Here is a 20,864-nt window from a genome sequence, read left to right as displayed (position 1 = left end):
GTCTCACGCGCGTTTCGCAAAATTCAGGCCGTCTTTCCCCGCCGCTCTTTCAATTCGCGCAAAAGGCTTTCAATCTGCTCTTCGCGTTCGAGCACTGCGAAACGGTCTTCCAATGAATCACCACCCATCAGTTCCTTTACCGCAGCATTCTCTGCTTCCGTTCCCACGACGCGGAGACGCATCTTGTCGAGGCTCGCTCCCTTATTTGCGGTCTCAGCTTTCTGGCGGGCCTGGTTTGCTTTGCTTACGATGCGGGCGCGCCGGTGCTGCGCGATCAGCATCTCGCAGCGGCCTCGTGTCTCGGCCAGCTTCTGCTCGAGCTTGCGCAACGCAGAGCGCAAAGACTCGGCTTCTGCAGACTGGTCTTCAATCTGCTGCGCAAAGCCGGACGCCATCTGCTCATGGCTCAATGCGCGTTCGAGCGCTCCGCGAGCAAGATCATCTTTGCCTTTGTTTACGGCGAGCTCTGCCTTCTTGTGCCATTCGGCAGCCGATTCTTCGTGTTCCTGCTTCTTCTTTTCCAGAATATGCTGGTCGGCGATAGCAATGGCTACTTGCGTCTTCACCTGGAGAAGCTGGTTCTCCATGTCGAGCACAAGCTGCTTCAGCATCTTTTCCGGATCTTCCGCTTTATCGATGAGGTCATTCACATTGGCGCGCAGCAGGGCTGCAACGCGTTCCAGGAGTGCCATATCTTCCTCCTCGTTTAAAAATGAAGGCGAGGCCGTGGCAGCCTCGCCCGGTTGCATCTACTTGCCGTCCACAGTGGCCGCTCCGTTCGGACGTGAGCGCATGGTCTTGACGTTGTTCATCAGCTCGCGCATGTCCATTCCAGAAAGTGCTTCAAACAATGCCGGCACCTGAGCGGCAATCTTCGTGATGTCGCCGGTGAGCTTGTTGACTCCCGCAGCGCCATCATTGCCGGTGGAAACAACGGTGATTCTATCCACCTTCGACAGCGGCTCAGACATGGCGCGCACAACCTCTGCCATATTGCTGATGAGCCGGTCGACTACCGCAGCCTGATTCCAATCCTGATAGGCCTCGGCCTTCACGTTCATCGCCTTCGCTTCCGCCTCGCCTTTCTGGAAGATGACTGCAGCCTCGGCTTCGCCCTGCGCGCGGATGGCAGCGGCGCGGCCTTCCGCTTCGACCGTCAGGCGCGCTTTTTCTGCAGCAGCGAGATTCTCGACCCGCTGACGCTCTACCTCCGCCTGCTTCAGCACGGTCGCGATCAGCTCTTTCTCATGGCGCAGAATTTCTGCTTCCTGCACCTTGATCTGCTGCTCTTTTTCCACCTGCTCGACTTTGACCTGCTCCGCGATGACCTGCTGCTGCATGACGTTTGTCTGCAGCTCGTAGGCTTTGTCTGCCTGCGCCTGCTGTCTGCGGCTCTGCTCGGCAAACTGCGCTTTCTGGATATCAAGGTCGCGCTGTGCTTCGGCCTGCTTTGCAAGTGACGCAGTCTCAGCAATCACGCGTTCCTGGTCGGCAGCCGCTTTGGCAATGGCAGCTTCGCGCAATGCGTTGGCACGGCGGATAGCCGTATCGCGCTCGGCTTCCGCTGAGGCCACGTCGGCGTCGCGACGAATGCGCGCAACATCAGGACGACCCATGTTGCTGATGTATTCGTTCTTGTCGCGCACCTCCTTGATGGTGAACGAAACGACCTCAAGCCCCATCTTGCTCATGTCATCCGCGCAGGTGGAACGCATGCGTTCAGCGACCAGCTCCGGCTCTTTGACGATCTGCTCCACCGTGAGCTGGCCGATGATGCCGCGCAGGTGGCCTTCCATTACCAGACGAATCAAACCTTCGCGCTGCGGAGGCGTCTTGGTGAGAAACTGCTCGGCAGCGGTCAGAATCGATTCCTGATCGGAGCGCACCTTGATCTGCGCCACCGCTTCCACTGTGACGGCAACGCCCTGCTTGGTGTAGAGGTCCTGCTGTGGCGCCACGTCGAACGACATCAGCTCAAGCGACAACTCGCGACAGCTTTCAACCATGGGGAAGATGACCGTGCCGTGCCCTTTGATGACTCGCGGCCCGCGAAATCCATAGACAATCAGCGCTTCATTCGGACCGGCCTTGCGAAACATCTTCGCCAGCAGGCCAGTCAGGACAATCAGCGCCAGAAGACTCAATCCAACAATGACAATAATTGTGTTCGTCATAGTGATCCCGGTCCTTTCACACCGGGAAAACTGTTTGAATAACGTTGATCCACGCCGCCGGACTTACCTCAGATCACCGGCAACTTCGTCCCAGCGGCGTACCCAGGCGATGCCCTGCTCGTAGCGCATCACCACAACTTCCGTATCGCGCGGAATAGGCAGACCATTTTCGCTGCGCGCGGCTGCGAACTTGCGGCTGCCGTTCTGCGTAAACAGAATCTCGCCCGTGCCATGGTCGCGGATGGCTGCGCTCACCCTGCCCACCATGCCCGCGGTTGCTGTGTCTTCCGCAGTCAGAACGCGCTCGTGCGGCAGAAGAACGCGCGTCATAAAGAAGAAGATCGCAGCAGCGCCGGCAATTCCGGCAAGCGTTGACAGCACCAGCACGACAGGAACGACAAACCCGCCGTACCGCTCCAGCAGATATCCGCTTCCTCCGAACCAGCAGAGAAAGATCATCAGCGTGAATGCGTTCACGGGGCTGATCGACTGGCTGCTGCCCTGCGTATGACCCGCACTGCCCGCATGATGCAGATGCAGGTGGCCAATGTGAAAATGCGAGAAGCCGCCTACGACCGCCATGGCGCTGAGACACAGTCCCAGAGCGAAGCAGAACAGATAGAAGCCCTCCCACGTCATTTCTGAACCTCCTTTGTCTTGCGCGCACTTCCATGCGCAGGCCGCAGCACTTCAAGCAGCCGCTCGACGAGCCCGGGAGTCTCAATAATCTCTTCGAGCAGCAGCAGGCAGCGCCGCGTGTCCTTGTGCCGCGCCAGCGTCAACAGCGCCTGCCGCAGCCCGGGATCGCGACGGAAGCGTTCGGCGCCGCTGACAAGCCATAAATCCAGCTTGTCTTCGAGTGTGCGCGCGTCGCTCAGCAGCTCCGGGTGGTAGCCCTCCGGATCATCCACGAGGTAGCCGGGATGCACCTTGAAGAACTTCGCCAGCAATTGCCGCGTGGTGTTTGTCAGGTGAGGGCGCGCGCCGCTTTCAATCTGCGAAAGGTACGACTGGCTGATCTTTGCCTCGCCCTGGGTCTTCAGTTCAGAGCGGATGGCCCTCAACAGCTCCTGCTGTGTCATGGCCCGGTTCAGGCCGCGCAGGTTGCCTTCGACTTCACGCAGATAGCGGATTTTCTCGCCGAGCTTCATATCGCAAATCGCAATATTTATATCGCTAATTGCAATATCACGCAAGGAAAATCGGGGGACAACCGGAAACCTATGAATTGTCTTGAGTTAGGAGAGCAGTTTGTGGACGCGTTCCATCAACCCTTGTGCGTCAAACGGAGCGCGCACCTTGGCGTCGTTGTCGAAATAGACGAACACGTCTCGCTTCACATGCTGCGGAACGAAATCCAGATCGGCCTTCTCCGCATCCTTCGGCTCCTTGCCCCGCGCCCATGCGGCAACACGCTCTGCCCATTGGTCGAGCGATGCATCATCGTAGCCGCTGGCGTAGAGCTCCTCTGATCCGTGCAGGCGGCAATACACAAAGCCGGAAGTCACATCCATCAGACGCGGCCACTCGACTGCATCGGCGCAGACCAGGGCCATTTTGTATTTGCGCAGGAGCTGTATGAAATCCGGCGAGACGAAGCTTTTGTGGCGAATTTCAAGAGCATGCCGCACGGGAAGTTTTTCTGCCGATTCGATAAAGACGCGGCCGTGCATCCATCGCTCATGCTCTGCAGCCAGGGACGCGGCGGCATCTGTATCATGTGGCAGCAAACGCAGGAATGACTCAAGCACTTCCGGATCAAATTTGAACGATGGCGGAAGCTGCCAAAGGATGGGTCCGAGTTTCCTGCCCAGCTTCAACAATCCTGAAGCGAAAAAATTCGCCATCGGCGCTTCGATATCCCGCAGTCTGCGCTGATGCGTGATGAACTGCGTTCCCTTAACAGCAAAGACAAAGTCATCAGGCGTTTCGGATGCCCAGTGTTCATAAGATGAAGGCCGCTGCAGCGAGTAGAACGTTCCGTTGATTTCGATGGTCGGGAAAGTGGTGGCGGCAAAGTGCAGCTCCCTTTTTTGCGGGAGCTTTTCAGGATAGAAAACGCCGCGCCACGGAGCGTAGGTCCATCCCGAGATGCCGATTCTTACTTTGCCATGCATCGCTGCTTCCTTCAGACTGTCAGATGCTCTTGTCGTGCATCAGAATACATAGCATGCATCGATTTAGAGTGTGGGCGCCGAAGGCAAAAAATCTTAGTGTCAAAATTGCTGGGCAACTCTATCCCTTAAAAAAGAGCGATGGCAACTGGTGGCAGGCTGAGGTTGCCGGCGCTTCTACCGGGACTGACTATGCTTTTGTCATCGATGGCGCGGCGCCCGATCTGCCTGACCCGCGCTCAGCGTGGCAGCCGCATGGAGTGCATGGGCCGTCGCGCATCGTCGACCACGCGGCCTTCCGCTGGACCGATGAACGCTGGCAGCCGCCGCCGCTTTCGAGCGCGATTATTTACGAGCTGCACATCGGCACGTTTACTCCGGAAGGGACGCTCGATGCGGCACAAATGCATCTGTCTTATCTGCGTGATCTCGGAATCACTCATGTCGAGCTGCTGCCGGTTGCAGCTTTCCCCGGCGCACGCGGATGGGGCTACGATGGCGTCGACCTGTTTGCGCCGCAGGAAGCTTACGGCGGGCCGGATGCGCTGAAGCGCTTCGTCAACGCGTGCCATCAGCATGGACTCGCGGTGCTGCTCGATGTGGTCTACAACCATCTCGGACCTTCAGGAAATTATCTGGCCAGGTTCGCGCCGTACTTTACGCATCTCCACAACACTCCCTGGGGCGATGCGGTGAACCTCGAGGACGCAGGCAGCCATGAAGTCCGGCGCTTCTTTTGCGACAACGCTCTGATGTGGCTGCGGGATTATCACATCGACGGCCTGCGCCTGGACGCTGTTCATGCTTATAACGACCGCTCAGCCATCCATTTTATGGAGCAGCTCTCCAGCGAAGTGCGCGATCTCGAAGCAGAGACGGGAAAGAGTTATGTCGTGATCGCAGAGAGCGACCTCAATGATCCGCGCCTGGTGCGTGCGCCTGAGGCTGGAGGTTACGGCATGGATGCGCAGTGGAGCGATGATTTCCATCACGCGCTTGTTACGCTGCTTACCGGCGACCGCAGCGGGTACTATGCGGATTTTGGCTCCGTCGCCGATCTTGCCAAAGCGCTCAAGTCGGTCTTTGTTTATGACGGCATCTATTCCGCGCATCGTGATCGTGTGCATGGCCGTCCGGTGGAAGGCCTGCCTGCGTGGCGCTTTCTTGGCTACTCACAGAACCACGATCAAGTAGGCAACCGCGCCAAAGGCGAGCGCCTCTGCCACATCACGAATACAGGCCGTGCGAAGATTGCCGCGGCGCTGGTGCTCACGGCGCCGTTTGTTCCCATGCTCTTTCAGGGAGAGGAGTGGGCCGCATCTTCTCCTTTTCAATACTTCACCGATCATGAGCCGGAACTGGGCCGCCTTGTTTCGGAAGGCCGCAGGCGCGAGTTTGCTGCCTTCGGATGGAAACCGGAAGATGTTCCCGATCCGCAGGACGAGGAGACCTTTCTGCGCTCGAAGCTACGATGGGAAGAACAGACGCAACCATCGCATGCGGAGATGCTGGAGTGGTACAGAAAGCTCATCACGCTGCGCAAGTCAGAGCCCGATTTAACGGATGGATCGCTGGAGCATGTGAAGGTCGAGTTCAGCGAACAGGAACAGTGGCTCGTCATCCATCGCGGGGCAATCGAGATCGTTGTGAGCCTTGGGAAAAAGCCTCTTGTGCGGCGGATAGCTGCCGATACGCAGCTTCTGCTGGCTTCGGATTCTTCCATCAAGGTCGAGGATGGAGCGATTCGGGTGCTCGCTGATAGCGTGGCTATTCTGAAATGCTTAGAATCCACTGCTTTCTGACAGCTACACAATTAAATGTCCGAGCCCGTTTGAAAGAAAAGCAGATCCTTCGCTCCGCTCAGGATGACAACGTGCGGTGTGAACCGAGTATCCTGATTCTTCGCGATGAGCACGCTTGAGTTTTCATCCTGGATTTTTCTTAGCTCTGTTCTGGCCGGGTTGCTTGGAGCGCTGACCGGGCTTGGCGGCGGCGTGGTCGTCGTGCCTGTACTGACACTGATCTTTCATGTCGATATCCGTTACGCTATCGGGGCATCGCTGGTTTCTGTCATCGCTACCTCTTCCGGAGCAGCCGCAGCCTATGTGCGCGAAGGATTCTCGAACGTGCGCATCGGCATGTTTCTTGAGATAGCGACTACGCTGGGCGCGCTTCTCGGCGCCTATCTCACGGCAGTTGTCTCTACGCATGCAATTGGAATTGTCTTCGGTGTGGTGCTGCTTTACTCGGCGTATGCGTCGTTCAGGCCGCATGCGGATGGAGCGCGGCATGAGCCCAATCCCCTGGCCTTGAAGCTGAAACTTCAGGGCAGCTACCCCACGCCTCAAGGGCAGGAAACATATGTTGCTCAGAATGTGCCTGCAGGCGCGAGCCTGATGTTTCTCGCCGGGACGCTCTCCGGCTTGCTGGGCATCGGCTCGGGCGCGGTCAAGGTGCTGGCCATGGACCAGGCCATGCGGCTGCCCTTCAAAGTCTCAACTACAACGAGCAACTTCATGATCGGAGTGACGGCAGCAGCAAGCGCGGGAATTTATCTCAGCCGCGGTTACATATCTCCCGGACTCGCCATGCCGGTGATGCTGGGCGTGCTGCTGGGCTCGCTCGCCGGTTCGCGCATCCTGGTGAAGGCGAAGGTGCGAACACTGCGGCTTGTCTTCGCTACGGTCATCGTGCTGCTGGGGCTTGAGATGATCTACAACAGCATTACAGGCAGGCTATGAACGACCAGCGGATGGAAGAGTTGATGGGCCGGCTGCTCCAGATCGGGGTGACGCTGGCGGCTTTTGTCGTTCTCGTTGGCGGCTTGCTGTACCTGCATCAGGCGCGCGGACCGCGGCCGGACTACTCCAGTTTTCATGGCGACACCCCAGCGCTGCGGAGCCCTGCCGGAGTGATACACGCTCTGCCCTCAGGCAGCAGCCAGGCTGTGATTCAGCTGGGGCTGCTGCTGCTGATCGCTACTCCTATTGCGCGCGTTGTATTTGCGGCGCTCGGGTTTTCACTGGAGCGCGACTGGTTCTATGTCCTGGTCAGCCTTGTGGTGCTTGCGGTGCTTGTGTACAGCCTGCTTTATGGCCGGTAATGATTTGCGTGTACGAGCTGGCGCGAGGGACATTCTTCTAATTCGCAAACCTGACGTTGAGCGAGTTCATGCAGGAGGAGTTTGCGTGGTTCGCCTGCAGGCATGATTTCGAGCACCTCTCTGCGAAGATTGCCCAGGGATTCGAGCCACGGGCCTAAATCCTGTGGCAACTGCTGGTCGATGTCCTTGCGCAGCTGCTGGGCGAGAGCAGGGCTTTCTCCAGCAGTGGAGATGGCGATCTGGAGATTGCCGCGGCTCACGATGGATGGAAAGTAGAAGTCGCAGTTCGGCGGATCGTCAACGGCATTGCAGATGACATTGCGTTTCGTTGCTTCCTTGTATACAAGTTCGTTCACATCCGGGCGGTTGGTGGCAGCTACGACCAGGAATTTTCCGTCGAGGTCGGATGGCGCAAATTCGCGCTGCTGCCATGTAAACCGGCCCTCTTTTGCCAGTGCCGCTAATGCCGGTTTTGCTTCCGGCGCTATGACGTTGACGTCGGCTCCTGCGGACAGCAGGCTTTGAATCTTCGATTCAGCAATCTCCCCTGCGCCGACGACGAGGCATCGGCGGCCGTCCAGCTTCAGGAAGATGGGAAAGAGGCTCATGTGGTTATTCCAGGGACTGGCCGTCCAGGCGAACGCATCCGCTCTTTGCGAATGCCAAACCTCTGTCGAGCCACTACTCATAAGGATACTCCCCCCTGGGGGAGGTGTTAAGTCTTTGAAAACACGTGGCTTCCGTTTTCAATGCGGCAAAGTATTGAAAACAAGAGTGTTCCAGGTAAAGTCCTGATTCCTGGCGACAAAAACCCGCCAGATCCCAGGCGGGCTTCTCTGTCTATATTTGTCCCTATTCTCAGGATATCAGGAAAAGAGGAAATATCATGCCACTGCTTGTTGCGACATTTATCTTTTGTAATGAGTGGTTTGCAGCGCAATATGGCTTGAGGGATACTTGACAATGCGTATACATCAAAAAATCTGCGCTAAAAAAAGCAAAATCTACAGCTTAAGGCGCGAAGAACGTCAGGGTCAGCTAAGAAAAGTTCTTCACCATCCTTCGACTTCGCTCAGGACAGGCTCCGAGCACAGAGAACAGAGAGTTTTTGCCACGCTTCATTCAGCCACTCCATGCGGAACGGGAGCCGTGGGCAGGTCGCGCGCGACTGCCGCAACAGCAGCTCCCGAGAGGCGCTCGCGGATTTCATCAGCCGAATGCCGCGCGAAGTATGTACGCAGGCTGTCGTCTGCATTCCGCTCAGCGAGATAAGTGCGAAGCAGGCGCTCGAGTGCAGCGGGCACCTCGGTTGCGGGCGCGCGATAGCCTACGGGCCGCGCTATGGCGGCGTGTTTGCCGACGGCTCCGCCTACGCAGAAGTAATAGGCGTCAACCATTTTTCCCTCGTGCTTGATCTTCTTGCCTTCGAGACCCACATCGGCAATCCAGTGCTGGCCGCAGCTGTTGGGGCATCCTGTGACATGGAGCTTGAGCTGCTCAGTAAACTGGGGGACGCGCTCTTCCATCTCTTCGACGAGCCAGCGCAGAAAGCCCTTGGTTTCAGAGATGGCCAGCTTGCAGAACTCGGTGCCGGTGCAGGCGATGCCTCCGCGCCAGAAGGTCGAGCCTTCGACGCGCAGGCCGATTTTGCCGAGCTCTGCGGCAAGATCACCGGCTTTTTCTGTGGGCACGTTGATGAAGAGCAGGTTCTGCATGACGGTGGCGCGCAGCTCGCCCGAGCCGTAACGCTCGGCAAGATCGGCGGCAGCGGCCAGCTGATCTCCAGAGAGCCGCCCGCGGAGGACAGCAGCCCCAACATAGCTCAGGCCCGGCTGGCTCTGTGCGTGGATGCCGACGTGGTCACGCAGAACATCGTCGGGCTCATGCTCTTCGACTCCGGGATCGAGCTTGTAGCCGAGACGCGACTCAAGCTCTTTAAGGAAGCTCTCGGCGGTCCAGCCTTCACGCGTGAACAGATATTTCAGGCGTGCGCGTTCGCGGCTCTCGCGCAGCACGGTCTGGTCGCGGAAGATTTCGGCGACGCGCTTCGCCACATCGACAGCCTGATCGGGATGGATGAAAGCATCGATCTTGACGGCAAGATGCGGTTCATTCGAGAGGCCACCGCCGACGCGCAGCGTATAGCCGATCTCTTCGCCGCGCTTTACAGCTGTCAGGGCCACATCATTGATCTCGGGGTAATTGCACCAGACAGGGCACCCGGAGACGGAGATCTTAAACTTGCGCGGCAGGTTGTAGAACTCAGGATTGGCGGTCAGCAGGTGCGCGATTTCGACGGCGATGGGAGAGGCATCGACGATCTCGTCATGGGCCACTCCGGCAAGCGGGCAGCCGGTGACATTGCGCACCACATCGCCGCAGGCTCCTTTGGGCGAGAGGCCGACGGCATTGAGCTGATCGACGATTTCGGGCAGCGATTCAATCGTGAGCCAGTGCAGCTGGATGTTCTGGCGCACGGTAATATCGGCGAGATTGCGCGCGTGCTTGCGGGTGATGTCGGCGATGACGCGCAGCTGATCGGAGCGCACGATGCCGTTGGGGACGCCGATGCGCATCATGAAATAGTCGGTGGCGAGGCCTTCACCGCCCTTGCCGCCGACCGCGCCTACTCCGTCGCCCTGGGTGTAGACGCCCCACCACTTGAAATAAGCCCCGGCCCACTCAGGGACAACGCTCGTGCGCCCCTGGCGCGCGAACTCGCGCACCTCATTGAAGGCTTCCCAGGGATTCTTCTCGCGCTTGAGGCGCTCCATTTTCTGGGCTTTGGTTTCTTTTGCTGGAGCAGTGTCGGTCATGGTGTCCTTTGAAAAATAGAAAACCCGCGCGGATTGAAGTTTGCGCGGGCTTGTGAGTGGAACCTTGGGTTCAGGTCATTCACTCGACAGTCCCGTCACAGTGTGACAACAGGCACAACAGATGACCGGGATGGAGTGGAAATACCTCACTCCATCTAGGTTAGTAGGTGGTCTTGGGGAGCGTCAAGGAAGCTGAGTCCCATACTTTCATCGAATATCGACGATAAGAATGGGACTCTCGAGGTTGTTATCTAGCCGCTAGAAGTTAAAGGAGGCCTGGAGAAAGATAGTGCGGTTGCCAGCTGCCGGCGGCGAGAAGAATCCGCTGGCCAGCGACTGCGACTTGCCGAAGAGCGGTTGAACCGTAGTGACACCACTGTCTGATGTTTGAGCGCCGATCACACCATTGGGCGTGCCAAGGTTCTGGCGATTGAACACGTTCGACCCTGCCGCTGAGAGAGTGAGGCTATATTTGCGCGGGACTGTGGCATCCATGCGACCTGGGCCACCCTGGTTTCCGCTCAGTCCGATAAAGCCGGGACCACCGCCTCCGCGACCGCCACGACCGCCGCCAGGTCCACCGCCTGGCCCGCCTCCGGAGGCTCCGCGACCGCCTTCAACGCGCGGGCCGATGCCGATGACCTTGCTCACGCGAAGGTTCAGGCTGATGTTGTAGGGGCCGGTGCCATAGCCGTAGGGGATGATCTTTTCACTGGTGCCTGCCGGAGCCGTATTAAGGCAAGGCATGCCGTGGATGCCGTAGTCGGCCGGGTTAATGGCCCCGGTTTCGCTGCAGCTTGCGGCGAAAGTCGGCCGCGCGTTGAACTGGTTGTTCTGCGTGATGCTGTCCGTGCCGATGGTGATGTTATACGGCGTGCCCGAGTTGTAGCCGAGGAACGGAGCGAATGATGTCGCCCATGGTCCCTGGATATTGCCCAGGATGACGAAGCGGTTATGAACATCGAAGGTAGTGCGGCCGTAATCGAGCTTGGAATCATACGCGTTCGAAAGGAACGTATTGACTCCGCCCGTATTGCTCAGCGCATTGTTGTACATGTAGAAGCCGAAGAGGGTGAAACGCCGGAAACGCGCATTGCCGCTGGCGATGACCTGGCTCTGACGGTAGAAGCCGGTCGATTGATAGGTGTAGAGGTTTTCCGAGGGCACGATCAGGTTTACTGCATTCTCATAGGTGCCGTTGGACGAATCAAAGAAGGGCGCACCGAGATTGTTGGTGAGATATTGGTGCACTCCCTGGGTGTAGAGATAGGTGACGTTCATCGTCGCCCTTTTTGTGATCTGGCGGTCGATGCCGATGGCGCCCTGCATGTCGACGGAAGCGCGCAGATGCGGGTCAAGCTGATAATAGGCCGGTGCTGCTGATGCGCCTCCCTCTGCAGTATTTTCCTGCCCCGAAGGCGTCTGAATCACAATCTGCTGGTTGGTCGGCTTGCTGGGCGTGGGCACATTGTTGCGGAGGGCATTGATGACAAAAGGCGTTGTGCCGCCTCCGCCAAAAGAGTTGGAAACGCCCCAGCGCTGGTAGAAGAATCCATAGCCTGCGCGCAGAACGGTCTTCGCCTGGCGCTGGCCGCCGCCGTCAAGAGCATAGGCCAAAGAAAGACGCGGCGCCCAATCGTTGATGTCGTGGATGTAGTTCTGCGCCTCCCAGCGAAGCCCATAGCTGAAGGTGAGGCGCGGATTTATCTTCCAGTCATCCTGATAAAAGAGAGCGGCGTCAAAGAGCATGGCGCGCTGTGTGTACTGGTTATTGTTGACAACGGTGTACTGGTATTTCTGATAGTTGATGGGCGGATTGTTGCCCTTGTCACTAATGTAGGCTGGCAATGACTGATAAGTATATTTCCCATTGGTGCCGGCATTGCTGTAATTGGCATCGCGCGTGGCCCGGAGCCTTGCACCGAAGTTGAGCGCGTGGTTCCCTGCCGATGCAGTGAAGTAATCCTGCAGTTCGTAGTAGTCCTGATTATCGCGAACAGTTCCGGTGTTGCTGCCTCCGGTGGTAAAGGCACTCGCCACGGAGATGGTTGGATCGGTTGAGAACGGCGACTCCAGGGTGCGTGAGCGATTGTACGCAAAGCGCATGTCGTTCACGACTTTGGGGCCCATAACCCAGCTGTTGCTCAGCTGAATCTCATTCTCAATGCTGTGCGTGTTGTATCCAACCGAAGGAAGATTGAATGTTCCAATGCCCGCGTTGGACTGGGTGCCGCGCGTGAAGTGATAGCGTGCCGTAAGAGTATCGCTCTCGCCGAGTTGAATGTCGAAGCGGGGACTGATATCGATGCGCGTGCTTGGGCTGTTTACCGTCGTATTGAGGTAAATCGGGTTGCTGGCATCGGTCGTTGCTACGGGATCGACAGCATCGACAACATTCACATTGTGAATGTTCCGGCCGAAGACGCTCACGTTAAACGATGTGCTTTTGGAAAGCGACCCGCCGACGTTGCCGTCGAGAAAATAAGTGTAGTAGTCGGGAAACGGAATCTTCGGCTGACCGGGCTGCAGGTTCGAGTTCAGGACCGGGTTGGCTGCATCGAAACTGGAATCGGTGCCGCGGGCATTGATGCTGCCGTGCAGCTTGTCGGTTCCCGGCTTGGTGAGAATCTCAATACGTCCGTAGCCGAGGCGATCATATTGTGCGGAGAACGGATTCTGGTTCACGCGGATTTCGCGGATGGAGGATTTCGGAGGAAGCTGGCCGCCGGTGAAGCCGTCAATGTAAATCTGCCCGCCATTGGGGCCGGCCGAGGGACCGGCCAGCGCCTGCAACTCATTCGATAATTCGTCAGGATCATCCGAGAGCGCATCGAGGTCCTTGCCCTTGATGACGATCGCGTTGGCGTTGCTGTCCGGGCTGGTGTCAACATTCATGCCTTCGGCCTGCACCTGTACCTGCTGCTGCTCCATTTGGATCTGCATGGAGATGTCGAATTGCTTGGCCTGTCCGGTAGTAACGGAGACGGCCTTCGAGTTCGAAGGCGCAAAGCCCTGCGCAGTCGCAATGACGATATAGGTTCCGGGAGAAAGATTGTTTACCTGGTAGGAGCCATTGGCATTCGAAGTGACGGTGGCAACTGTATGTCCGTCGGGAGTGGTAAGGCTGACAGCAGCGTTCGGAATCACAGCGCCACTCGGATCAGTCACCTGCCCGCGTACGCCGCCTTTGCCTGCCTGTCCGTGCGCAGGGATGAGGCACCCCGCAGTCCATAGCAAACCCAGAAAGATAGAAAAGAAATGTATAAAAAATCTCTGCTTCACAAAATCTCCAAGAGATCGATAAAAAATAAACTGCTCGTGCGTTTCGATACCTGTGGCCGTCCGTGCGGTAAAGGCTTTCTGCGCACACGATCGATTGGCAGTCAAAAAACTTTCTATTGCTGTGAGGCTGCTGCTGCATCGCCTCCGCCACCGAGGCTCCAGGAAGAAGAAAACAGGCTCTGGCTTCCCTTCGTGGAGGCCTGGAGCATGGGCTCTACTCCGGCGAGCAGCGTGATGGCTGTGGCGCTGTCAGCCGAGCCTTCTGTCGCTACCACCATTACGGCATCGCCTTTATGCAGATCGGCGACCTGGATGACGGGCGCGCGCTGCAGAACCTGCTGCATACCGCCTCCCCCGCCGCCTCCATTCCCACGTCCACCTTCGGGACCATTCGCTCCTGCCTGCGCGTCACCTTGCGGGCCATTGCCTTTGAGGCGCACCGCGATCATCTGGGCCATCTCGGGAGCAAGCTTGTGCAACTGCGAATCCTGAGTGAAGTGAATCGTCACCGGTTTCTTGGTAGCCAGGTCGGTTACGGTGACTGTCTGCGCTCCGGGATTCGCGGCAACGACTGTCGCTGCAATATTGCGGAAGGTTCCCGCTACGATTTCGTCCGCCACCAGACCGGTTCCGTCAGGGGTGCGCTCGCCCCGCGCGCGCAGCTGATCTCCAGGCTTGATCTGATCGAGCGTAGACATCTTTGCGTCGTCGAATTTGACCGAGTCCTGCGCGTAACGACGGACGACGGTCTTAGGCGTAGTGTGAATCATAACCGTGCGCGAACCCGATGCAACTACGATCCCTCCGCCCGATGTGTCGACTGACTTCACCAGACCGCCGACCCCGCGCCGCCAGCCTTCGCTCTCCTGCTGCTGCTTCTGTGCGATGTCGCTCTGCTTCATCGCGATCACGGCCTGGGCGGAATACGTGTTCTCAGCTGAACCGGGAGTTGCCCGAACCAACACGCGGTCACCTACAGCGAGATCCTGCAGATGGATAACGGTCGCGCTGCTCAGATCCTTCTGCCCCGGCGCAGTACGCACGATGCGCGTCGCATCGCTGACAGAAATGGTGGACACCACACCGGCATCAGACTTCAGCGTGATGGTGTCGCCGCTGACAGATGTTACTGTTCCGAGCAGACGGGCGGTCGATGCGGCTGCCTGTGCGGCCATCGCCGGAAGGTTGTAAGCGATCGCCGCAGAAGCGGACAAAGTGAGTGCGAAAACTGTTCGTGCAAGTCGCATGTAGGCTTTATTTTCTTCTATTTAGCGAGGATCTTACCAGTGGGTTATCAGTAAAGACGGGAATTTTTACAGGAAAGTCTCAGGAAAATGGTATAAATCTGAGTCTCGAAATCTGCCTTGTTTCCGAGAGCCTATCTTCTTGATTCCATAAAGATCACCAGCTTACACCCACTTATCAGAGCCACCTCGCTTTGCCCTGCAAATGCATTCCGCATCTCTATCATGAGACAATAAACGCCGCATGGCGATTACGAACGTAAGCAGCTCTTCGACCACGCCTATCAATGCTCCCGGCAGCACCAACAAAGGCGCTATGGCGATGGTCACCACGCTGTTCTTCATGTGGGGATTTCTGACGTCGCTGAACGATATCCTCATTCCCCATTTGAAATCGATTTTTGACCTGAACTACGCCCAGGCCATGCTGGTGCAGTTCGCCTTCTTCTCTTCCTATGCGGTGTTTGCATTGCCCGCGGGCAAGATTATTGAATGGGTCGGCTATCAGCGCACCATGGTCGTGGGCCTGGCCACTATGGGACTGGGCGCAATCCTCTTTGTGCCCGCAGCCAGCGCGCCGTCGTTCCCGCTCTTTCTTTCGGCGCTGATCGTTCTCGCCGCCGGGATCACAGTCCTGCAGGTAGCGGCGAATCCTTATGTATCGATTCTGGGACCGTCAGACACGGCAGCAAGCCGCCTCAATCTGACGCAGGCCTTCAATTCGCTCGGGACAACCATTGCTCCGTGGTTTGGCGGGTGGCTCATCCTGAAAGAAGCCACTACCGTTCTTGATATCAAGACGCTCTCCGACGGACAGTTGCAGGCGTACAAGATTCAGCAGGCATCGACGGTGAAGGTCCCGTATATTGCCATTGCGCTGGCGCTGGTGGTGCTGGCTCTCGTCATCGCCTTTTACCATTTCCCGCGTATCGACACGACGAGGGAATTCCGCCTGCCTAAAGCGGGCGAGCATCCTGTCACCATCTGGCGCTACCGCCATGTGATTCTGGGCGCGATTGGGATTTTTGTTTATGTCGGCGCGGAAGTTGCGATCGGCAGCTTCCTGATCAACTACTTCAACCAGCCCGATATCGGCAATCTGACCGCGCAGGCGGCAGCGAACTATGTCCCCTTCTACTGGGGAGGCGCCATGGTGGGCCGCTTCATCGGCTCGGCGTTGCTGCAGAAAATCCGCCCCGGATACATGCTCGGCATCTGCTCCATTGTTGCACTGCTGCTGGTGATCATTTCGATGGCCACCTTCGGCCACTTCGCCATGTGGAGCATCCTGCTCGTCGGGCTTTTCAACTCCATCATGTTCCCGACAATCTTCACGCTGGGCATTGCCGAACTGGGCCCGCTCACCGGCAAGGCGTCAGGCCTGCTGGTTCTTTCGATTGTCGGCGGAGCCATTATTCCTCTTACTCAGGGAGCGATTGCCGACCACATCGGAATTCACCACGCGTTTATTCTGCCGGTGCTCTGCTACCTGTATATCGCGTATTACGGATTTAAGGGATCGCAGGTAATTGTTCCGGATTAGCCTGGCCAGCCATCTTTCTGCGTGCCCGCCACTCTGATACTCTTCCCTCTTGGAATCGTTGCCAGACGGAGGCAGTCCCCAAAATGCGAAGAAGAGAATTTCTTGGCGCGGCCGCGCTGCAGGCGGGAGCCATCGCCACTGCGCGTGCCGGCCGCCATCTCCAGCCCTTCCTCGATACCGAAAAGCAGCCGGCATTGAAGCCGATGGCGCTAGGCGTGCTCATTCGCATCGGGAATGATCCGGAAGCTCCGATTGCGCGCGTCAAAGAACTCGGCCTGAACAATTGCTTCTTGTCGCTCGATGCTCACATTGACAAATTCACGCCTGACCTTGCCGGCCAGATCAGCGCCGCTCTCCAGAAGCACGGCATTACCGCAACGACTGCGGAAGTCGTCGGGCCCGGAAAGCTGATATGGGACTTTGAGGGTGGCCCTTCGACTATTGGAGTGGTGCCGCGCGAGAGCCGCTCAGCGCGCATCGATGCGCTCAAGCAGACGTCAGACTTCGCCAAGCTGCTCGGCATCGGACAGGTGCAGACGCACTGTGGATTCATTCCGGAAAACCCGCGCGATCCGCTTTACGACGAAGCCGTGCTCGCTATCCAGGAACTGGCGAAGCACTGCGCCAACAATGGGCAGCGCTTCCTGATGGAGACAGGACAGGAGACGCCGACCACCATGGCGCGCGCCATCAAGGATGTGAACCAGCCGAACCTGGGAGTTGGCCTCGATACGGCAAACCTTATTCTTTATGGCAAGGCAAACCCGGTGGATGCAGTCGATATTCTCGGCACGCACATACACAGCATTCACGCCAAAGACGGCAAGTGGCCGACCGACCCCATGAAACTTGGCGAAGAAGTGCTGATCGGCACCGGCCTTGTCGACTTCGAGAAGGTCTTCGCCAAATTGCATGCCGGCGGGTACACCGGAGCAGTCACCATCGAGCGCGAGATCGAAGGCACGCAGCAGATCGAAGACGTGAAGAAAGAGAAAGTCTACCTGGAGCGCATCATTTCCAAAGTCCAGAACGGATAGCATCAGAAAGAAAACATGAACAGAAGAAAATTCATTGCTGGATCAGCCGCCGCTTCAGGAGTCCTGCTGCTGAAACCAAAGACCGCCTTCGGCTATGAAGCCAACTCTGCGGTGCGCTATGCGCTGCTCGGATGCGGCAGCCGCGGCACTTCGGTCGCTACATCATTTGCGAAGAACACCAAGGCGCGCGTTGTCGCGCTCGGCGATCTGTTTTCCGATCAGCTCGAAAAAGGCAAAGCGCATTTCGATCAGGTGAACCAGTCGCTGGGCTATGCGGGGCCTGATCCGAAGCTGATGTTCCGCGGCTACAAGGCTTATGAAGAGCTCGCCGCATCGCCTCATATCGATGCGGTCCAGATTTCGACACCTCCCTATTTCCATGTGCAGCATCTGGAAGCCCTGGTGAAAGGCGGCAAGCACGCCTATTGCGAAAAGCCCGTAGGGGTGGACGTCGCGCAGACAAAACAGGCGCTTGAAATTGCGAAGCATGTCGATGGAAAAGTAAGCGTCGACGTCGGCTTTCAGATTCGCAGCGCGCCGCCTTATGTCGAGATCGTGCGCCGCATCCACGAGGGCGAGCTGGGCAAGATTGCCAGCATCACGGCCTGGTACAACGCGCCGCCTGCCGTCGAGCATGATTACCCGAAAGCTTCAGCCGATGAACAGCGCATCCGCAACTGGCTGTGGTATCGCAATCTCTCCGGAGACATTCTGCTCGAACAGAACATCCACGTCATCGATATCTGCAACTGGGTGCTGCAGTCGCATCCCGTCAAGGCCATTGCTACCGGCGGGCGCAGCATCATCACGCACGCGGGCGATACCTGGGACAACTACCAGGTGACGTACACCTATCCTGAAGATGTTCGCGTCAGCTTCTCGTCGACGCAGTTCTGTCCCGGGCACTGGTTTGATGTTTCGCTGCGCGTTTTTGGTGCGAAAGGAATCGCCGAAGCGCCCTACTCCGGACCGCTGCGTATCCTCGGCGACAATCCATGGACATGGGCAGGCAGCACGGCGCAGCCAACAGGCTCGTTTGCAGCAAATGGAGCTTTCTCCGACAATCTCGCGCAGTCCGACTCAGAAAAAGATAAGGGCTTTATCGAGAGCATCACCTCGGGCAACTTCCACAACCAGATCGCCGCGGGCGTGGAAACTGCGCGCAGCTGCATGCTGGGCCGCATGGCGGGATACGAAAAGCGCGAAGTCACCTGGGATGAGCTGCTGGCAAAAGACGAGCCATATCAACTTGGCATCAATATGAGCCAGTTTGCTTAAGACATAAAGTCAGGTGGAGTTGCTGGTTAATCCAGCTTCTCCGCCATCTCCATCAACTTAAGAACGCTGTTCCAGTTCCTGCCTGTGCCGGGGACTTTAAGCGCGCGTGCGACCGCCGGCATCGCCAGCTTCGGGCGGGCCTGGCCATTGGGAAAATATATGTATGCCTCTCGCTTATCGAGATGCATCTCTTCCGGCACCCCGGTGGCGAGAGCAAGAGCTTTCCTGCGCGCTTCAGAATCCGGCTCAGTCGCAAAAAACCACACCAGCAGCTTGCCGGGCTCAATGTCTTTTCTCGCAGCGAAGGGATTGCGCGCAATCACTCCGCGCATTTCTTCCGTTGTGCGCAGGATCACATCGGACTGAAAACCGAAGGCCTTCACGATGCCTTCGCCGATCTTTTTGCCGACTATGTCTAGACTGCACTCGTTCGTGCGAAAAATCACATTTCCGCTCTGAATGAATGTGGCCACGTCTTCAAACTTCAGCGATTCGTAGAGAGAGCGCAGCTCGTCCATCTTGATTCGGCGGTTGCCAAGATTCACTCCTTGCAGCATGGAAATCAGAACAGTCATAGCGGAAAAGAGTATAGCTTGTACTTCCGTGCCCGCAATCTCTTTTTGAAGAGATGGTAAAAACTCATGCGGCAGACACTGAAGTGCCATTTACTGAGCTGCCCTCGATTCTCTAGTATCCGAAGTGATGAGTTTGGAAAGAGTATTGGAGCTTTCCGGACGAGCGCTCACTATCGAGGAGATCGCGTCCGTTGCGCTTCATCATCGCAAAGTCTCCGTTGCGGATGAAGCATGGCCGGGGATCAAGGCATCGCGCGAAGTTGTTGAAAGCGTAATTGCCGGCGGCGAAACCGCATATGGCATTAATACCGGCTTCGGCAAGCTCGCCGATGTCCGTATTTCGAATGACGACCTGCGCGCATTGCAGCACAATCTCGTGCGCAGCCATGCTTGCGGGCTAGGCGAACCGCTTCCCGAAGCAGAGACGCGCGCCATGCTGCTGCTGCGCGCCAACGTTCTCGCCAAAGGCCACAGCGGTGTTCGCGCTGTTGTGATCGAGACTCTGGTTGCGCTGCTCAATCACAAAATTCATCCGGTGATTCCCTCGCGCGGATCGGTGGGAGCAAGCGGTGACCTCGCTCCGCTGGCACATCTTGCCCTTGCGCTGATCGGCGAAGGCGAAGTAGTTCATGAAGGCAGGCGCACCGAAGCCCGCCACGCGCTCAAGACCACAGGCATCAAGCCACTGAAGCTCGAAGCCAAGGAAGGCCTTGCGCTGCTGAATGGCACGCAGGCCATGGCGGCCACCGGAGCGCTCGCGCTCGAACGCGCTCTACGGGTGACCCAGCTCTTCGATCTTGCCGGAGCCATGTCCCTCGAAGCGCTGCGCGGAACACCCGCAGCCTTTGATGAGCGCATCCACCTGGCGCGCCCACATCGCGGACAGATAGAAGCTGCCGCGCATCTTCGCCATCTGCTCGAAGACAGCGAGATACGCGAGTCGCACCGCCACAACGACCCGCGTGTGCAGGATGCTTACTGCCTGCGCTGCATGCCGCAGGTCCACGGAGCCGCGCGCGGCGCCCTTGCCCATGTCCGCGAGGTGCTTGAGACAGAGACCGGCTCCGCAACAGATAATCCACTGATCTTTATCGACGAGAGCGGCATTGTCGCGGGAGGAAGCATTTTGTCGGGAGGCAATTTCCATGGAGCGCCGCTCGCTCTTGCGCTGGATTACGCAGCCATTGCCTTGACCGACCTGATGAGCATCAGCGAGCGCCGCATCGACCGCCTCATCAATCCGGACATCAATGAAGGCCTTCCGCCATTCCTGACCGACACTCCGGGAGTTTCATCGGGCCTGATGATCGCACACGTCGCCTCTGCCGCGTTGCTGAACGAAGCCAAGGTGCTGTCGCATCCGGCAAGCGTCGATTCAGTGCCGACATCAGGCGGCAAAGAAGATCACGTCTCGATGGGCATGACCGCGGCACTGAAGCTGCGCCAGGTGGTCGAGAATGCGGAGAGCGTTTTAGCCATAGAAATGATGTCGGCCGCGCAGGGGCTGGACTATCGCGAACCGCTGAAGCCCGCGCGCGAAGTGGAACGCGCGCAGACCGCTGTGCGCAACGTCGTGCCGCGTCTTACGGAAGACCGTGTGTTGTCAAGCGATATGGAGCAGCTGGCTCGCGCCATCCGGGATGGCGTCTTTGATGCATGGATGGATCAGGAACAAAGCGAAGCCGGAGTTTGACCTTT

At 57.8% G+C, this 20,864-nt stretch carries 17 protein-coding genes; 7 read left to right on the top strand and 10 right to left on the bottom strand.

The genetic code is table 11. The annotated features are described in order from the left end of the window. Positions 1–23: 23 nt before the first annotated feature. From AC5S16_RS15990 to AC5S16_RS15970, 5 genes are all read right to left on the bottom strand, one after another. Positions 24–692, bottom strand: a complete 669-nt coding sequence (locus tag AC5S16_RS15990) for a PspA/IM30 family protein (protein WP_493931094.1) — start codon at positions 690–692, stop codon at positions 24–26. 57 nt (positions 693–749) lie between these two features. After that, the gene (locus tag AC5S16_RS15985) at positions 750–2,174 is read right to left on the bottom strand and encodes a flotillin family protein (protein ID WP_493931093.1); all 1,425 of its coding nucleotides are present in this window, start codon (positions 2,172–2,174) and stop codon (positions 750–752) included. A 63-nt stretch (positions 2,175–2,237) separates the two neighbouring features. Then, on the bottom strand, positions 2,238–2,813 hold the full coding sequence (locus tag AC5S16_RS15980) for an NfeD C-terminal domain-containing protein (protein WP_493931092.1): 576 nt from the start codon (positions 2,811–2,813) through the stop codon (positions 2,238–2,240). Continuing rightward, a complete protein-coding gene (locus AC5S16_RS15975) occupies positions 2,810–3,325 on the bottom strand; it encodes a helix-turn-helix domain-containing protein (RefSeq protein ID WP_493931091.1) in 516 nt (171 codons plus the stop codon). Before AC5S16_RS15975 ends, AC5S16_RS15980 begins: the two co-directional genes overlap by 4 nt. 87 nt (positions 3,326–3,412) lie before the next feature. Beyond that, on the bottom strand, positions 3,413–4,291 hold the full coding sequence (locus AC5S16_RS15970) for a DUF72 domain-containing protein (RefSeq protein WP_493931090.1): 879 nt from the start codon (positions 4,289–4,291) through the stop codon (positions 3,413–3,415). 53 nt (positions 4,292–4,344) lie between these two features. On the opposite strand from AC5S16_RS15970, the gene treZ reads away from it, so the two are divergent. From treZ to AC5S16_RS15955, 3 genes are all read left to right on the top strand, one after another. Continuing rightward, positions 4,345–6,090, top strand: coding sequence for a malto-oligosyltrehalose trehalohydrolase (gene treZ / locus AC5S16_RS15965; protein WP_493931089.1), 1,746 nt, complete (start codon positions 4,345–4,347; stop codon positions 6,088–6,090). A gap of 105 nt (positions 6,091–6,195) precedes the next feature. Continuing rightward, positions 6,196–7,029 (top strand): sulfite exporter TauE/SafE family protein, encoded by an 834-nt coding sequence (locus AC5S16_RS15960; RefSeq protein WP_493931088.1) that lies wholly within the window; start codon positions 6,196–6,198, stop codon positions 7,027–7,029. Continuing rightward, positions 7,026–7,391, top strand: coding sequence for a DUF1634 domain-containing protein (locus tag AC5S16_RS15955; protein ID WP_493931087.1), 366 nt, complete (start codon positions 7,026–7,028; stop codon positions 7,389–7,391). Before AC5S16_RS15960 ends, AC5S16_RS15955 begins: the two co-directional genes overlap by 4 nt. On the opposite strand, the gene AC5S16_RS15950 is transcribed toward AC5S16_RS15955, so the two are convergent. The 4 genes from AC5S16_RS15950 to AC5S16_RS15935 all read right to left on the bottom strand — a co-directional run bounded on the left by AC5S16_RS15950 (position 7,379) and on the right by AC5S16_RS15935 (position 14,736). Continuing rightward, positions 7,379–7,999, bottom strand: coding sequence for a precorrin-2 dehydrogenase/sirohydrochlorin ferrochelatase family protein (locus AC5S16_RS15950; protein ID WP_493931086.1), 621 nt, complete (start codon positions 7,997–7,999; stop codon positions 7,379–7,381). The two genes, AC5S16_RS15955 and AC5S16_RS15950, sit on opposite strands and share 13 nt — an antisense overlap. 510 nt (positions 8,000–8,509) lie before the next feature. After that, positions 8,510–10,207 (bottom strand): nitrite/sulfite reductase, encoded by a 1,698-nt coding sequence (locus AC5S16_RS15945; protein ID WP_493931085.1) that lies wholly within the window; start codon positions 10,205–10,207, stop codon positions 8,510–8,512. Between the two features lie 258 nt (positions 10,208–10,465). Beyond that, positions 10,466–13,489, bottom strand: a complete 3,024-nt coding sequence (locus AC5S16_RS15940) for a TonB-dependent receptor (protein WP_493931084.1) — start codon at positions 13,487–13,489, stop codon at positions 10,466–10,468. A 113-nt stretch (positions 13,490–13,602) separates the two neighbouring features. Continuing rightward, positions 13,603–14,736 (bottom strand): hypothetical protein, encoded by a 1,134-nt coding sequence (locus tag AC5S16_RS15935; protein WP_493931083.1) that lies wholly within the window; start codon positions 14,734–14,736, stop codon positions 13,603–13,605. A 241-nt stretch (positions 14,737–14,977) separates the two neighbouring features. Here AC5S16_RS15935 and AC5S16_RS15930 point away from each other — a divergent pair, with 241 nt between their 5' ends. The 3 genes from AC5S16_RS15930 (at position 14,978) to AC5S16_RS15920 (ending at position 18,591) form a co-directional block, all read left to right on the top strand. Next, entirely contained in the window at positions 14,978–16,276 is a 1,299-nt protein-coding gene (locus AC5S16_RS15930; RefSeq protein ID WP_493931082.1) for a sugar MFS transporter, read from the top strand. A gap of 83 nt (positions 16,277–16,359) precedes the next feature. After that, positions 16,360–17,313, top strand: a complete 954-nt coding sequence (locus AC5S16_RS15925; protein ID WP_493931081.1) for a sugar phosphate isomerase/epimerase family protein — start codon at positions 16,360–16,362, stop codon at positions 17,311–17,313. A 15-nt stretch (positions 17,314–17,328) separates the two neighbouring features. After that, a complete protein-coding gene (locus AC5S16_RS15920) occupies positions 17,329–18,591 on the top strand; it encodes a Gfo/Idh/MocA family protein (protein ID WP_493931080.1) in 1,263 nt (420 codons plus the stop codon). A gap of 26 nt (positions 18,592–18,617) precedes the next feature. Here AC5S16_RS15920 and AC5S16_RS15915 read toward each other — a convergent pair whose 3' ends face one another. Next, positions 18,618–19,166, bottom strand: a complete 549-nt coding sequence (locus AC5S16_RS15915) for a DUF1697 domain-containing protein (protein ID WP_493931079.1) — start codon at positions 19,164–19,166, stop codon at positions 18,618–18,620. Positions 19,167–19,293: 127 nt separating this feature from the next. On the opposite strand from AC5S16_RS15915, the gene hutH reads away from it, so the two are divergent. After that, positions 19,294–20,859 carry a histidine ammonia-lyase gene (gene hutH / locus AC5S16_RS15910; protein ID WP_493931078.1) on the top strand — a complete coding sequence of 522 codons (1,566 nt, stop codon included), beginning with the start codon at positions 19,294–19,296 and terminating at the stop codon, positions 20,857–20,859. Positions 20,860–20,864 lie beyond the last annotated feature (5 nt).

This window comes from Acidobacterium sp. FHG110202_01 (assembly GCF_059115305.1).
This window is presented reverse-complemented; position numbering and strand designations above follow the sequence as displayed.

Coding starts and splice junctions, on each gene's coding strand:
- AC5S16_RS15990 (WP_493931094.1), bottom strand. CDS start 692: ATGGCACTCCTGGAACGCGTTGCAGCCCTGCTGCGCGCCAATGTGAAT.
- AC5S16_RS15985 (WP_493931093.1), bottom strand. CDS start 2,174: ATGACGAACACAATTATTGTCATTGTTGGATTGAGTCTTCTGGCGCTG.
- AC5S16_RS15980 (WP_493931092.1), bottom strand. CDS start 2,813: ATGACGTGGGAGGGCTTCTATCTGTTCTGCTTCGCTCTGGGACTGTGT.
- AC5S16_RS15975 (WP_493931091.1), bottom strand. CDS start 3,325: ATGAAGCTCGGCGAGAAAATCCGCTATCTGCGTGAAGTCGAAGGCAAC.
- AC5S16_RS15970 (WP_493931090.1), bottom strand. CDS start 4,291: ATGCATGGCAAAGTAAGAATCGGCATCTCGGGATGGACCTACGCTCCG.
- treZ (WP_493931089.1), top strand. CDS start 4,345: ATGCATCGATTTAGAGTGTGGGCGCCGAAGGCAAAAAATCTTAGTGTC.
- AC5S16_RS15960 (WP_493931088.1), top strand. CDS start 6,196: ATGAGCACGCTTGAGTTTTCATCCTGGATTTTTCTTAGCTCTGTTCTG.
- AC5S16_RS15955 (WP_493931087.1), top strand. CDS start 7,026: ATGAACGACCAGCGGATGGAAGAGTTGATGGGCCGGCTGCTCCAGATC.
- AC5S16_RS15950 (WP_493931086.1), bottom strand. CDS start 7,999: ATGAGCCTCTTTCCCATCTTCCTGAAGCTGGACGGCCGCCGATGCCTC.
- AC5S16_RS15945 (WP_493931085.1), bottom strand. CDS start 10,207: ATGACCGACACTGCTCCAGCAAAAGAAACCAAAGCCCAGAAAATGGAG.
- AC5S16_RS15935 (WP_493931083.1), bottom strand. CDS start 14,736: ATGCGACTTGCACGAACAGTTTTCGCACTCACTTTGTCCGCTTCTGCG.
- AC5S16_RS15930 (WP_493931082.1), top strand. CDS start 14,978: ATGGCGATTACGAACGTAAGCAGCTCTTCGACCACGCCTATCAATGCT.
- AC5S16_RS15925 (WP_493931081.1), top strand. CDS start 16,360: ATGCGAAGAAGAGAATTTCTTGGCGCGGCCGCGCTGCAGGCGGGAGCC.
- AC5S16_RS15920 (WP_493931080.1), top strand. CDS start 17,329: ATGAACAGAAGAAAATTCATTGCTGGATCAGCCGCCGCTTCAGGAGTC.
- AC5S16_RS15915 (WP_493931079.1), bottom strand. CDS start 19,166: ATGACTGTTCTGATTTCCATGCTGCAAGGAGTGAATCTTGGCAACCGC.
- hutH (WP_493931078.1), top strand. CDS start 19,294: ATGAGTTTGGAAAGAGTATTGGAGCTTTCCGGACGAGCGCTCACTATC.